Origin of the sequence: Duganella sp. sic0402 (assembly GCF_019219065.1) — a bacterium.
Lineage (GTDB): Bacteria > Pseudomonadota > Gammaproteobacteria > Burkholderiales > Burkholderiaceae_D > Rugamonas.
This window is the reverse complement of the sequence record NZ_JAHUWK010000001.1, coordinates 1,150,616-1,164,191: the sequence shown is the minus strand read 5'-3', so window position 1 is coordinate 1,164,191 and position 13,576 is coordinate 1,150,616. Positions and strand designations below refer to the sequence as shown.

The following is a 13,576-nucleotide window of genomic DNA, read 5'->3' as shown; positions in this document are numbered from 1 at the left end:
GCCTGTTTTGGCTCAGGCGTTTTGCAGTACTGCTTTCATTTTGTTCAGCGCTGCCTTGTTGAGCTGACAGACACGGGCGTCAGTCAGGTCCAGCACGGCGGCGATTTCCTTGTAGCTCAGCTCGAACTCGTAATACATCTGCACCACCCGCTGTTCGCGCTCGTCCAGCCCGCGCAGCGCCTGTTCCAGGCTACGCCGCACCACCAGCTGATCTTCCGGGCTGGGTGCGCTGTCGTTGCTGACACTTTCCTGCAGGATGTCGTCGAAACTGGCGATCAGCTCGGCGTTCTCATCCATCAAATAAGCCTGGTAAGCTTCCGGCGTCAGTTGCAGGCCGCTCATGATTTCCTGTTCGCTCGGTTCATGGCCCAGCTTGCGGGTGAGGGCGCGCACCGCATCGCGCAGCTTGTGGCTTTGCTGGCGCACCGCGCGCGGACGCCAGTCCTGGCGGCGCAGCTCGTCGAGGATGGCGCCGCGGATGCGCAGGCTGGCATAGCTGCCGAAGGCGTTGTCCGGCTCGCCGTAGCGGCGCAGCGCTTCCAGCAGGCCCATCAGGCCGATCTGTTCCATGTCGTCGCGGTCGATGGCGCCGGCGATCTGCGAATTGAGCTGGCGCACGATGCGCTTGACCAGCGGCGCATACGCCAGCAGATGCTTTTGCTCGTCGGCCACGCTGTGCATGGCCGGCACAGCGCCGTGCTCACCGTAGCTCTCGGCATAAGTGTCTGCGAATTCTTCTACGTATCCCATGCCCGCTCCACTTTTGTTCATGCTGCCTTGGCCTACTCGACGATGAGTTTGCCTATCATGACTTCGTCAAACGGCTTTTCGCGGCCTTCCTGTTCGAATGCATGGTCGAAGGCCTTGTTCAGTTCTGCGGCAAACTGGTCGATGGTCATCACGCGCGCGCTGGCCATCGGCAGGTTGGACAAGGTTTTCACGGCGACACTGCGCAGCATCGGCAGGTTTTCCTTGGTTTCCTTCTCGCGCTTGGCATCGGTGGCGACCACCAGGTCGGCCGACAGATAGTGCGTGACATTCTCTTCCGGCTGATGCTTGAGCATCACCACCACCTTGTCCACGGTCAGGTACTTAGGCGGCAGCTCGGATTTCTTCTCTTCTTTTTTCGGCTTTTTCTTGCTGTCCTTGCTTTCCTCGGCGTGCTCCTCGCCGCCCTTGGACATATACCAGACCGCTCCCCCGGCGACTGCGGCACCGACCACGGCGACCAGCACAAAGGCAATGATGACTTTCATATTCTTCATTTAACAGATTACTCCCCGGTCATGGCAAAGGTGGCGGCGCTGTCGTCTTCCGACAGCGCGCGGCCTGGCGTACGGCCGTCATCCTGGCCGCGCTGCTGGCCGGGGCGACCCTGGCCACCCTGGCCCTGGTCGGCCTGGGCCTGAGCGCGCGACGAGGAGACGCTGACGGAAACATCGGCGAACTGGCGGCTGGACAGGTCCTGGCGCACGCCGTCGCTGATGGTGTTGAGCTGGCGCACCACTTCGCTATTGCTGGCCGACAGATTGACCTGCAGCGAGCCGGCGCTGTGGCGGATCGAGATTTCGATCGCGCCCATATTCGGCGGTTCCAGGCGGATGACCGCGTGATCGTTATTGCGTTGCAGCTGCAGCTGCAGACGATCGCCCAACGCTTCGCGCAGCGGCTGCTGCCATTGCTCCGGCGTGCCGGCCAGCTTGACGGTGGCGGCGGCCTGGCCGCTGGCAGGTGCGGCGGTCTGCGCGACGCTGACCGTGGCCAGCGGAGCGGTGGTGGTCAGGCTGTTGCCGTCGTCGGCGGTGTTGCCGGCGGCCGTCTGCGCGGCGCTTGGCAGCGCGCTGCGGACGGTTGCTGCAGTTTGGGCGGTGTTGGCTGCGGCGTCAGGCGTTGGCTGCGGCTTTTGCGCCACGCTGAACTGCGTCGGCAGGGTAATCTCGCTATCGGCGGCAGGCGCAGGTGCAGCTACTGGCGTCTCGGTTTCGCTCTGGCGGGTGGCGACTGCGGCCAGCGCGGCGCTGTTGGCGGCCACGGTTTGCGGCGCGCTTACCTGCGTGGCGTTCAGTTTGGCGGCGGCGGAAGCAGCAGCGTTGGCGGCATCGTCGGCTGCCTGGGCGGCCGGATTGACAGCCACGCCGACGGCGGCGAGGTTGAGGCGGGTGGCGCTGGCGTTCAGGCTGGAGACGGCACTGACAGCGTCGGTGCGCGCGGCTTCACCTTCGGCGGCTGGCGCTGCCGGCGCTGGCGGCGCCACGTTCAGCATCGAGGTAATCATGGCAGGCAGCACGTCGCTGGCGGCGGCGCTGCCGGAACCGGTGGCGTCATCGCTGCCGGCCTGGCTGTCGGTGCTGCTGTCGTCGCTGGCGGGAGCGGCCACATCCGCCAGGTTCAGCAACTGGGCGAACAGCGGGGCGGCCGCGGCCGGTGCGCTAGTGGCGGCGCTCTGTGTGGCTTGCGCGGCGGCCGCAGTTGCAGCGGTACTGGCGCGCTCGGCTGGCTGGCTTGCGCCGTTGGCAGCTTGTTTTTGGCCAGCTGGCTTCTGGCCAGGCTGGGCGCCGGCGGCGGTCTTGCCGGCAGTGTTTGCACTGTTAGCGCTGTTGCCGTTGCCGCCGGACGGCTTGCTGTTGGCGGACGTGTTCCTGGCACCGCTGGCGGTGGCCGGCGTGGTGGCGGTATTGGCATTGGCGGCCACCGGGGCGGTCAGTTCGGCTTGCGCGGCCTTGGCCGCTGCGGTTGCGCTGGAGAGTGTCATGGTCATGCTTGGATTCCGTTTTCTGCTGTTTCACTTTCGAGGGCGTAAGCGACAAAGCCCTCTCTGTTGGCCTGTATCTCGTGCAGCTTGCGGCCGAGTTCATCGGTCGCCTGGTTGCAGCGCTTGACTGCTTCATTATGCATCTGGCGCAGCGCTGACAGGGCGGCCAGCTCGGCGCTGCTCCATTTACCCTGGGCCGCCATCTGCGGCAGCGCGGTACCCATTAACGTATTAATCGCCGCCAGCGTCTTCCAGTCCTGGGAAGCGATGGCGGCGCTCATTTTCTGCGCCATTTGCAGCAGGGTGCGCTGCCTATCCATTGGTTTTCGCCTGCACGCCCAGCCATCCTTTTTTAATGGTGGTCAACAGGCTGGTGACCTCGTCAATGATGGCCGGGTCCAGGCTGACGCCGGCCGTGTACAGGCGCCCGGCGCAATAATCATACAGGCGGCCGAGGTTTGCCACCACCTCGCCGCCGTTGTCGAAGTCGAGCGAACTCGACAGACCGTTGATGATATCGGTACATTTGTTCAGGCTTTTGGCCTTCAGCTCATAGCGCTTGCCTTCGATGTGGCCGCGCGCGCGCGCCAGCTCTTCAAGCAGGCCGTCGGTGAGCACCAGCACCAGCTCAATCGGCGACGCGCGGGTGACCTGTGCGTCGAGATTGGTGGCGTGGTAACTGCTATAAGCTTCGTGGTTCATCATAAATCACCGTACGGTCAAAAAATTACTGGTTAAGGCTTCAGCTGTCGCTGTTCGACGAGAACATCGCCGTGAACATATTCGAGGTGCTGGTCATGCTGGATTGCAGTTGCTGTAGCGCGGTGAACTGCGCCAGGTAGCGCTTGTAGGCGTTGTCGAACTGAGTCTGCACAGTGGCCTGGCGGGTCGTCAGGTCGCTTTGCAGCTTGGTGTTTTGATCCCGGCGTTGGGTGATCAGGCCGCCAGCGCTGCTGGTCCACAGCGTGGTTAGCTTGTTCATCGCACCGAGCACACCGCTATCGACGCCGATGCCGGTGCGGCCGAACAGCTTGTCCAGACCTTCCGGATTGGCGGCGATCGCCTTGTTCAGGCGGGCAGAGTCCAGCTTCAGCGTGCCGTCCTTGGTAGCGCTGATGCCATAGCTGATCAGCGACTGGCCGCCGGAAGCATCGCGCAGAATGCCGTTCAGGCGGTCGCGCAGGCTCAGCAGGCCGGAGTCGTTGTAGAACGCCGCGTCTGGCGAGGTGGTGGCGCTGCCGGTGGCCGAGGTCAGCGTGTGATCGCCGGCTGCGGTCAGGGTTTTGATCACGCCCTGTAGGGTGTTGTAGGCGTCGACGAATTTCTGCACGTTGGCGGCGGTGCCGGCGTTGTCGGCGCCGACCGTCAGGTTGACATCGGCGTCATTGGCGCCTTGCGCCTGGGTGATAGTGAACTTGACGCCGTCGATGATGCTGAAGGTATTCGAGGCCTGCTCGATTGGCGTGCCACTGTTCTTGCCGCCCGCCAGCACGATGGCGTTATTGGCCTCGGTCATGGTTTTTTGCCGGCCGGCTGCCAGCGCGTCTTCCAGGTCGCTGTTGACGAGGCCGCTGGTGTCGATCGCGGTGACCGCGTTGGCTTTGCCAGTCTGGGTGGAGGTCAGCACCAGACGGGTGTCGCCGTTGAGGGTCATCACCGAGGCGGTGAGCTGCCCATTGTTGTCGCTGGAGGCATTGATGGCGGCCGCCAGTTCCTTGGCGCTCAGCACGCTGTTGCCGTCGGTATTGGCGCTGCTCAGGTCGACGTCAATGAACTGCTGGTCCGGGCCGGCCGGACCCAGCGCGATCTTCATGCTGCCGGCGCTGGCGCCAATATTGTCGGGAATGGTGTAGCCGACCTGGCCAGCGGTGGCCAGTTGCTGGACGTAGAACGCATAGCTGCCCGCCTGTGCGCTAGCGGTGGCGGTGCCACTGCCGATCGCGGTGTTGCTGAAAGCCGCCTTGGTCGAGGTCACCGTGGTCGTGCTGTTGGACATACCTGCCAGCGCCGTCTGGAAAGCGCTCAGCGCCGAGCCCAGCTTGGTCAGTCCGGTCGCCTTGGCGGTGGCATCGCTGCTCTGCTTGTCGAGGATGGCCTTGGCCGACGCCACATAGCTATTCGCCAGACCCTCGGCGGTAGTTTGTGGATCATAAGTTGGGGCGGTGATAACTGCCATGTTCGAGCTCCTGGAAAGGATGAATGAAGTGTACCCTGTTATAGGGCGACCTTAATCGTTTCCGTATGAAAATATTTCTAACAATTTTTTGTAACTGCGCTTATTTTTGGCCGCGCAGCCACAATTGGGTGGCTAATTCGTCCTGCTGCTTGCGCTCCTTGACGTTTTGCTCGCGGTTGACCACCTTTTGCGTCTTGTCCAGCACCTTGCCCAATACTTCGCGCCGGGCCCAGGCGGCGTTCAGCGCCTGTTGCGAAACCGCCATATCGGCCTCGTGCATGTGCAGGTCGAGGCGGTGGCTGTCGGCCATGACCATCACCGCCTGCTTGTAATTGCCACAATTGCCAGCCAGGGCGGGGTGCAAGTTGCCGCTGGCGCCGCTATTGGTGTACAAGCTGGTCAGGCGTTCCAGATTTTTCTGGTAACGGTCACGCAGATGGGTTTTTTCCGCCATCTCGGTCTGCAGACGCTCCACTTCCGTGTTGCGCAGGGCCACCAGCGTGGTCAGGTTACGGATTTTTTGTTGGCTCATGTCGTCATCAGCTTTTCAAGTTGCGCTATGCACTGGGCGATCGGGGCTTCTTCCTTGGTGCCCTGACACAGAAAATCTTCAACCTTGGGGTGGAGCTGTACTGCCTTGTCGGTGACCGGATCGGCGCCCGGCACATAGGCGCCGAGCGGGATAAGGTCGCGCACGCGGTCGTGGCGCGCCATGCTGGCTTTCAGCGCACGCGCCGCCATCTGGTGTTCATGGTCGATCACTTGCATCATGCAACGGCTAATCGAGGCGGCGATATCGATCGCCGGGTAGTGGCCGCGCTCGGCCAGTTCGCGGGTCAGCACGATGTGGCCGTCGAGGATGGCGCGGGCGGTGTCGACCACCGGGTCCTGCTGGTCATCGCCTTCGGCCAGCACGGTATAGATGGCGCTCATGCTGCCGGTCTGGTTTTCGCCATTGCCGGCCGATTCGATCAGCTGCGGCAGATTGGAGAACACCGATGGCGGATAGCCCTTGGTGGCCGGCGGCTCGCCGAGCGCCAGCGCCACTTCGCGCAGCGCCATCGCATAGCGGGTCAGCGAGTCGACCAGCAGCAGCACATTCTTGCCCTGATCGCGGTAGTGCGCGGCGATCGAGTGGCACAGTTCGGTAGCCATGACCCGCATCAGCGGGCTTTCGTCGGCCGGCGCGATCACCAGCACGGCTTTTTGCAAGCCTTCCTTGCCCAGCGACATATCGACAAATTCGCGCACCTCGCGCGAGCGTTCGCCGATCAGGCCGACCACCACCACATCGGCAACGGTCTGGCGCGTCATCAGGCCCAGCAGCACGGATTTGCCGACGCCGGAACCGGCCATCAGGCCGACCCGCTGGCCCTTGCCTAGCGTGAGCATGGAGTTGATGGCGCGCACGCCGACGTCCAGCGGCTCGGTCACCGGTTTCTTGCGCAGCGGATGGACGCGCGGCGGCTGGGTTTCAAGCGGGAAGTCGCCGCTCAGCTTGCCGAGGCCGTCGATGGGTTCGCCCAAGCCATTGACCATGCGTCCCAGCCAGCCGGAGCCAATTTGCAGGCTGACTTTTTCAGGGGAGGGCAGCACGCGCGCGCCGGTGGTCAGGCCGATGGCTTTTTTAAATGGCATCAGATACGACAGTTTTTCGCGGAAACCGACCACTTGCGCGTCCAGCCATTCGCCGCCGACTGTCTCTATCTGGCAACGCTGGCCGGTATGCAGCGGGCAACCCACGGCCTCAAGCAACAAACCGGATGCGCCCACCAGGCGACCGGTAGGGGTCGCCATGGGTACCGAACCCAGTTCCAGATTGCGTAAGGCATCTGCGATCACTCTTCGGTCTCCGGTTCATCGCCGCTGTCGGCGATCTGCAGCTGATTATCGACCTGTTCCATGACCGCCGCAAGACGTTGATGGCAGCCGGCATCGACTTCATTATCGCCAGCCTTGATACGGCATTCACCGACCTCAAGACGGGCGTCGGGGATCAGATTCCAGCGCTTGGAACGTTTCGGGTCCAGCTCGGCAATACGCTTCAGCTCTTCCGGATTCAGGAAGACATCGATTTCGTCGCGGGTAGGCGGCATCGAGGCCAGCGTTTCCTCCACCAGCGCCATCAGCTGCACCGGCTGCAAGGCCAGTTCGGCGCGGATCACCTGGCGCGCGACTTTCGCCACCAGATCGACCACTTCCTTGCGCTGCGCGGCGCGGTAATCGGAACGCAGTTTTTTCAGGCTTTTCAGCATGGCGTCGACCGGGCGCGCCATCTGGTCATAGGCCACCAGCGTTTCGTGGCGGCCTTCCTCGCGGCCCTGTTCCTGGCCGGACTGGCGGCCAGTTTCAAAGCCGTCTTCCTGGCCACGCGCCAGGCCGATTTCGTAGCCGTCGCGCTGGCCCTGTTCAAAGCCCTCGCTGACCGAGGCAGCCCACTGCGCGCCACCGTCGCCGCCATGGCCGTGAGCATGGCCCTGCGCGGCCGCAGCAGCAGCACGCTGGGTGGTGAACTGCGCCAGCGGCGGGAAGCGGTAAGGACGGAATTGCTTCATTCAATCACCTGTTCCGCGAACAGTTGAATCTCGACTTCGCCGGCGTCGGCCAGCGCCTTGACGGAGGCCATGATTTCCTGGCGCGTCTGTTCGATCCGCGACATCGGTACCGGACCGGCGCGGCGCATCATGTCCTCGAAGGCCTGCGCCTGGCGTTTCGGCATGGTTTTCAGGATCGCGTCGCGCACCGAAATATCGGCGCCCTTGAGCGCGATCGCCCATTGTTCCAGCGGCACGTCTTCCAGGATGCGGGTAATCGCCTGTTCGGTCTGGTTGCCGAGGATGAAGAAGTCGTACATCGACAGTTCGATCTTTGATACCACGTCCGGATCGTGGGCGCGCAGCAGCTCCACCATCTGCGCGCGGTTGCTTGGCAGGCGGTTCAGAATTTCTGCGGTCTGGCGGATGCCTTCCACGCTGGTGCCTTGCGAGTCGAACGAGCTGAGGCAGCGGTCGACCAGTTCGTCCAGCTCCTGCAGCAGGTCGGCATCGACTTCTTCCATGCGCGCCAGATTCAGCAGCACCAGGTCGCGCGTGTCCTGCGGCAGGCCGTCGATGATCTGGCCGGCCAGCGCGGCGGGCAGGAAGGCCAGGAATACCGCCTGCATCTGCACGTGTTCATTGGAGATGTATTCGGCCAGCCATTTCGGCGAGGCCCACTGCAGGCGCGCCATTTTCGGCCGCAGTTCGTCGCCGTAGATATTGTTCAGTACGGTGTTGGCCAGGTCGCCGCCCAGCGCCAGGTCGAGCGAGCGCTTCAGGTAGGAGCGCGACGCGCCATGCACGCCGGACTGCTCGCGGTAGTCGTCGAAGAACTTCTGCATGGCGAGCTTGACCGATTCCACCTTGATGCCGCTCATGCGCGACATCACCTGGGTCACTTCCAGCAATTCCTCGCGCGACAGGCAGCGCAGCACGGCGGCGGCCGGCTCCTCGCCGATACTCAGCAGCACGATGGCGGCTTGCTCCACCGGCGTCAGCTTGGTCGGCATGGCGTATTCGCCGCCGTCATCATCCATGTTATTGAGTTCGGCCATTTTTCTGCATCCATTGTTTGACGACTTCGGCGACGCGTTCCGGTTCTTTCGCGGCCAGTACTTTCAGGTGATCGACCATCACGTCTACAGCCGAGCCCGGCGGTGGCAGATCGTAGTTTTCCAGCAGTGGCACCACCGGCATGCCTGGCTGGCCAGTGCTGCCGCCCAGTGCCAGGCCAGGCGCGGCGCCGTCGGCCAGTGCCGCCTGGTCCTTGGCGGCGGCTTCCTTGGCTTCCCTGGCAGCGGCCACGGCAGCCTGCTCGGCGGCACGGCGCTCGGCGGCGACGCGTGCCGTTTCTTTCGGATCTGGCGTGAGGCGCACGGTCACCAGGCGCATGATCGGGCGCAGCAACAGCAGGTAGCCGAGCAGGGCGGCGATCGCGTAGATCGCGTACTTGCTCATGTCGACGATATTGTCGCGTTCTTCCCACCAGGCGGCGGGCGCGGTCCTGGCCGGGAAGTTCATCGCCGACACCACCAGCTGGTCGCCGCGCGCGGCGTTGATGCCCAGGCCGTTGCGCAGGATCTTGTCGATATTGGCGATTTCGGCGGCGCTCCAGCCGGTTTTCGGGGTCGGCGCGGCGGCTTGCGCCAGCACCACGGCCACACTGAGTTTCTCCAGGCGGCCACGGCTGCGCTTGGTCTGGATGATGCTGCGGTCGTAGGCGTACTGGCGGGTGGTGGCGTTCTTGCGCGCGCTGCCGTCCGGCTGCTGCGCGTTCGGATCGTTGGCGCCGCCGGCGGCCTGCTGGGCAGCGGCGGCCGGGTTGGCGTTGGCTGGCGGCGGCCGGTTGGACAGCGTGCCCGGCACGCCCATCACCAGCCGGTTGCGGTCCTGCTCTTCGCGCATGGCTTCGCTGGTCACGCGCGGATCGGCGCCGTATTTTTCCACGGTTTCTTCGACGCGGTCGTTATCGACATCGGCCGCCACCGACATGCGGTAGTTGTCTTCGCCGATGACCGGACCCAGGATGCCCTTGATGTTCGATTTGACCTGGTCCTGGTAGCGCTTGGCGGCGTCGTTGCTGCTGGTGCCGGTATCAAAGCCGTCGGCCAGGTCGATGTGCGCCGACAGCAGATTGCCGGCCTGGTCCACCAGGCTGACACGGGCTGGCGCCAGGCTGGCGACGCTGCCAGACACCATGTTGACCACGGCAGCGATGGCTTCCGGCGTCAGCGTGGCGCCGGGTTTCAGCTGCACTACCACCGAGGCCGAGGATTTCTCGCCATCCGACGACACGAAGGAGGTCGACTTGGCGATCGACAGGTGCACGCGCGCATGCGAGATCGCGTCCAGTGTCATGATCGATTGCGCCAGTTCGCCTTCCAGGCCGCGGCGGAAGCGCACGTCCTGCACGAATTGCGACACGCCCAGCGGGTCGTTTTTATCCATCAGCTCCAGGCCGGCCGGCAGCTGCGCGGTAACGCCGCGGGCGGCCAGCAGCATGCGCACCTTGCCCAGCATCGAATCCGGCACCAGCACCTGGCCGCTTTCCGGGTGGATGCGGTAAGGGATGTGTTCGGTATCCAGCACCGTCATCATGTCCGGCGCCGAAACGCGTTCGCGCGCGCCAAACACCGGCTTGTAGCTGGACTGGTTGCTCCACATATACATCAGCACCAGCGCGGTCAGGCCGATGGCCAGCATCAGCAGCGGATACAGGGTTTTCAGCAGGGCGGGGGACAACGACGGCGCAGACGGGTTCGCGCGCCAGCGGTCGAAGGCGGACTTGAAGGTGTTAATCACGTTGATTGCTTTCGCGGAGGCTTACAGCGGTAATTTGATCAGTTCGTCGAGGCCGCCCATGACTTTGTTGCGCACTTGCATCAACATCGAGAAGGACAGGCTGGCTTCCTGGCTGGACAGCATGGCGCCGACCAGGTCATCGCTTTTGCCGGAATCGACATCGGCCATCTTCTGGCCGGCCTCGACATCCTGGCCGTTGACCTTGTCGATGGCGTTTTGCATCGACTGGGCAAACGAGAAGGCGGGCTGCGCGTCCTGCCCGGCGAACTGGTTGGCCGCAGCGATATTGGTGCTGCTGTTCGCCAGGTTGTGCGCCGCATTGGTCAGCGACGCCAGGTCGGCCTGTATCAGGCTGGAGAATCCATTGCTCATCTTGCTACCCCCGTTTTTGCGGTATTTTTTTACCGCTTTGAATCCAGATGACTACCATAGCGAGATTGCCGAAAAGCAGCAAGTCTATTGGTAGATTATGTGACGTTCTATAGCTAAGCTGCCACACATCCGTTGTGCATGTCACAGTCTTGTAAGAAAGATAGTGTACGGATGTCGGACTAAATCGGACGCGTGGCGGGATTCGGGTCCCGTGGCGCCGCTGCGGCTGCGGTGGCTGAATTGTCGTATGTCAAATCTCCGCATCGCGCCGTAAGGCGGTGGTTAAAACCGTTATCTTGAAGCAAATCTCGTTATAAATCATTCACTAAGCGCCATGTGTTCATGTATGTTGCGGAGCAGCGAAATATACCCACAAGTCGAAGTTAGCTTACCGGCTAGCAACATTCTTGTAAAGCGATATTTGTCTTGGAGGAAATTTTTTGGCCAAATATTGTTGATTAGCAATAATGTGAATTTTCAGGTATGCTGCTACCAAGATCGTCCTACTTTGAGAAAAAATTGCGCCGGAAGTAACCAGTTATTAGCTGGATAGTGCGATGATGGAGGAGTAGGGAAGAATTAACCGCCATGGCCAATACATGACAACGACAAAACAGACGCAACATCAAGTGCTGGACCCGTGCCTGCTGGGCCGTCCGGTACATTTGCTGCATATCTTTGCGGCGCAGTTGCGCGACGATCTGGCGCAGTCCATGCGCCTGAATATGAACCGCCGTTACTGGGGCGGCTTCCAGGTGGAGGATGTCGCATTCAGCCGCCTGGAAGGCAAGGAGATCCGCAGCCGCTGGCTCAGCTTTGCCGCGCCGGCCGGCCAGATCGCCTTTGCGATGGAACGCAAAGTGCTGCTCAGCGTGCTGAATTACCGTTATGGCAGCGGCGCCAAAGCCGACGCCAAGGCCGACACCGCCGCGTCGGTGGATGAGAATGCGGTGCGTGTGACTGCCACCGAAGAACGGCTGGCTGTGGTACTGGGGCAACAGTTGGCTGGTACGCTGGCTGGCCGCATCGAACTCAATCTTCCCGCCACTGACAAGCCGGTCCCGGCCGAAGGGCAGGACAGCGCCGACGCCGAGTTCAAGCCGGCGCCCGGATCGCATCCGCCCAAGGGCACCTGGATCATCACCGTGACCGTCGCCGATGTCAGCAGCGGCGCCACCGGCCAGTACTGGTTTGCGCTCGACAAGCAACTGATGGCCAGCGTGCTGCGCGGCCTGCTGCGCGACCGCGACAGCGGCAAGAAATCCAAGGCCGCCGCGCCACTGGCGCAGCGCCTGCAAGTGGGCCTGATTGGCCGCCTGGCCAGCAAGGAAGTGTCGCTGGGCAGCTTGTACGATTTACAGGTTGGCGACGTGATCCCGGTCAGCCTGGCCAGGGCGGACGTCCTGCTCGAAGATTCGCGCCTGTTCACGGCGGCCGTCACCGAGCACAAAGGCAAACTCTGTTTAACCTCTTTTGAAGATGCAGAATAATGATGAACATGAACGTAGCCAATCCTAGCGACGCCCTGCTGGAAGACCTGTCGGAAGAGATGATCATCGATCAGCCAGGCGCCGAGCTGACCGACCTGCCAGCCGTTGCGCCACGCCGCGACCTGCCCGCCATGATGCGCAAGATCCCGGTGACGCTGACGCTGGAAGTTGGTTCGGCCCGCATTTCGCTGGAAGAGCTGATGAACATCGGCGCCGACAGCGTGGTGGAACTGGATGTGCTGGCCGGCGAGCCGCTGGTGATCAAGGTTAACGGCACCGCCATCGGCCGCGCCGAAGTGGTGGTGGCGGGCGAGAACTATGGTCTCAAAGTGATCGACCTGGACGGCCTGAATCTGGACATGATGACTCCATGACCTGGAGCATGAACGCGCACTGGCGGCGGCGCCTGCTGGCGCTCGCGCCGCTGGCCGCCTTGCTGGGCCTGGGCCTGACCAGCATGCCGGCCCAGGCTGTCGATTTGCTGGCCAATGTGGTGCCGGGAGCCAAGACCGAACTGACGGTCAAGATGCAGATCCTGATCATCATGACCTTGCTGGGCTTGCTCCCGGTGATGGTCATGATGATGACCAGCTTTACCCGTTTTGTGATCGTGCTGTCGCTGCTGCGCCAGGCGCTCGGCTTGCAGCAGGGTTTGCCCAATCGTGTCATCACCGGGGTGGCGCTGATCCTGACGCTGCTGGTGATGCGGCCGATCGGCAATGAGATCTGGACGCAAGCCTTCGTCCCCTACGACCAGGACAAGATCGGCCTGGAAACTGCCTTGCAGATCGCCGAGAAGCCGGTGTCGCGTTTCATGCTGGCGCAAACCAGCAAGGCCGCGCTGCAGCAGATCGCCCACCTGGCCGGCGAGGACAAGATCACCGATCCGACCCAGCACGCGTTCACCGTCAAGCTGGCGGCGTTTGTGCTGTCCGAGCTGAAGACTGCGTTCCAGATCGGCTGCATGCTGTTCATCCCCTTCCTGGTGATTGACCTGGTGGTGTCGTCGGTGCTGATGGCGATGGGTATGATGATGCTGTCGCCGCTGGTGATTTCGCTGCCGTTCAAGCTGCTGCTATTCGTGCTGGTCGACGGCTGGACGCTGACCGTGAACACGCTCGTGACGAGCATACAGGCGTACTGAAGAGGCGAGCCTTATGTTGACTCCTGAAATAGCCGTCGATCTGGTGGTCGAGTCGCTGCACATCGTCATGCTGCTGGTGGTGGTGCTGGTGGTGCCCGGCCTGATCGTCGGCCTGCTGGTGGCGCTGTTCCAGGCCGCCACCCAGATCAACGAGCAGACGCTGAGCTTTCTACCCAGGCTGCTGGTGACGCTGCTGGCTGTCATCCTGGCCGGGCGCTGGATGTCGACCTACCTGATGGATTTCTGCGTGTCCATCTTTACCCGCGCCGCCACCCTGGTCGGCTAGCCAGCCGCGTCTGCCCC

General features: G+C 62.7%; 16 protein-coding genes. 4 read left to right on the top strand and 12 right to left on the bottom strand.

Annotation, left to right across the window (positions count from 1 at the left end; genetic code table 11):
• Positions 1 to 12 precede the first annotated feature (12 nt).
• From fliA to KW842_RS04975, 12 genes are all read right to left on the bottom strand, one after another.
• A complete protein-coding gene (gene fliA, locus KW842_RS05030; RefSeq protein ID WP_218302955.1) occupies positions 13 to 750 on the bottom strand; it encodes an RNA polymerase sigma factor FliA in 738 nt (245 codons plus the stop codon).
• Between the two features lie 32 nt (positions 751 to 782).
• Positions 783 to 1,265: a flagellar basal body-associated FliL family protein gene (locus KW842_RS05025; RefSeq protein WP_218302954.1), complete on the bottom strand. Its 483-nt coding sequence runs from the start codon at positions 1,263 to 1,265 to the stop codon at positions 783 to 785.
• Between the two features lie 8 nt (positions 1,266 to 1,273).
• Entirely contained in the window at positions 1,274 to 2,758 is a 1,485-nt protein-coding gene (locus tag KW842_RS05020) for a flagellar hook-length control protein FliK (protein ID WP_218302953.1), read from the bottom strand.
• Positions 2,755 to 3,033 (bottom strand): hypothetical protein, encoded by a 279-nt coding sequence (locus KW842_RS05015; RefSeq protein WP_229223476.1) that lies wholly within the window; start codon positions 3,031 to 3,033, stop codon positions 2,755 to 2,757. Before KW842_RS05015 ends, KW842_RS05020 begins: the two co-directional genes overlap by 4 nt.
• Before the next feature lie 31 nt (positions 3,034 to 3,064).
• Entirely contained in the window at positions 3,065 to 3,457 is a 393-nt protein-coding gene (gene fliS, locus KW842_RS05010) for a flagellar export chaperone FliS (protein WP_218302951.1), read from the bottom strand.
• Between the two features lie 37 nt (positions 3,458 to 3,494).
• Positions 3,495 to 4,928, bottom strand: a complete 1,434-nt coding sequence (fliD, locus tag KW842_RS05005; protein ID WP_218302950.1) for a flagellar filament capping protein FliD — start codon at positions 4,926 to 4,928, stop codon at positions 3,495 to 3,497.
• A gap of 100 nt (positions 4,929 to 5,028) precedes the next feature.
• Entirely contained in the window at positions 5,029 to 5,460 is a 432-nt protein-coding gene (fliJ, locus tag KW842_RS05000) for a flagellar export protein FliJ (RefSeq protein ID WP_218302949.1), read from the bottom strand.
• Positions 5,457 to 6,770: a flagellar protein export ATPase FliI gene (gene fliI / locus KW842_RS04995; protein WP_218302948.1), complete on the bottom strand. Its 1,314-nt coding sequence runs from the start codon at positions 6,768 to 6,770 to the stop codon at positions 5,457 to 5,459. Before fliI ends, fliJ begins: the two co-directional genes overlap by 4 nt.
• Positions 6,767 to 7,483 (bottom strand): flagellar assembly protein FliH, encoded by a 717-nt coding sequence (fliH, locus tag KW842_RS04990; RefSeq protein ID WP_218302947.1) that lies wholly within the window; start codon positions 7,481 to 7,483, stop codon positions 6,767 to 6,769. Before fliH ends, fliI begins: the two co-directional genes overlap by 4 nt.
• Positions 7,480 to 8,520: a flagellar motor switch protein FliG gene (locus KW842_RS04985; RefSeq protein ID WP_218302946.1), complete on the bottom strand. Its 1,041-nt coding sequence runs from the start codon at positions 8,518 to 8,520 to the stop codon at positions 7,480 to 7,482. The genes fliH and KW842_RS04985 overlap by 4 nt, the downstream gene beginning before the upstream one ends.
• The gene (gene fliF / locus KW842_RS04980; protein WP_218302945.1) at positions 8,504 to 10,267 is read right to left on the bottom strand and encodes a flagellar basal-body MS-ring/collar protein FliF; all 1,764 of its coding nucleotides are present in this window, start codon (positions 10,265 to 10,267) and stop codon (positions 8,504 to 8,506) included. Before fliF ends, KW842_RS04985 begins: the two co-directional genes overlap by 17 nt.
• Before the next feature lie 21 nt (positions 10,268 to 10,288).
• On the bottom strand, positions 10,289 to 10,639 hold the full coding sequence (locus tag KW842_RS04975) for a flagellar hook-basal body complex protein FliE (RefSeq protein WP_218302944.1): 351 nt from the start codon (positions 10,637 to 10,639) through the stop codon (positions 10,289 to 10,291).
• A 599-nt stretch (positions 10,640 to 11,238) separates the two neighbouring features.
• Here KW842_RS04975 and KW842_RS04970 point away from each other — a divergent pair.
• The 4 genes from KW842_RS04970 to fliQ are packed head-to-tail and all read left to right on the top strand — an operon-like array spanning position 11,239 to position 13,559.
• Entirely contained in the window at positions 11,239 to 12,129 is an 891-nt protein-coding gene (locus KW842_RS04970) for a FliM/FliN family flagellar motor switch protein (RefSeq protein ID WP_218302943.1), read from the top strand.
• A 2-nt stretch (positions 12,130 to 12,131) separates the two neighbouring features.
• Positions 12,132 to 12,503 (top strand): FliM/FliN family flagellar motor switch protein, encoded by a 372-nt coding sequence (locus KW842_RS04965; protein WP_218303112.1) that lies wholly within the window; start codon positions 12,132 to 12,134, stop codon positions 12,501 to 12,503.
• Complete coding sequence (gene fliP / locus KW842_RS04960; RefSeq protein ID WP_218302942.1) at positions 12,500 to 13,273, top strand: flagellar type III secretion system pore protein FliP; 774 nt, start codon at positions 12,500 to 12,502, stop codon at positions 13,271 to 13,273. The genes KW842_RS04965 and fliP overlap by 4 nt, the downstream gene beginning before the upstream one ends.
• Positions 13,274 to 13,286: 13 nt before the next feature.
• Entirely contained in the window at positions 13,287 to 13,559 is a 273-nt protein-coding gene (fliQ, locus tag KW842_RS04955; RefSeq protein ID WP_090179020.1) for a flagellar biosynthesis protein FliQ, read from the top strand.
• Positions 13,560 to 13,576 lie beyond the last annotated feature (17 nt).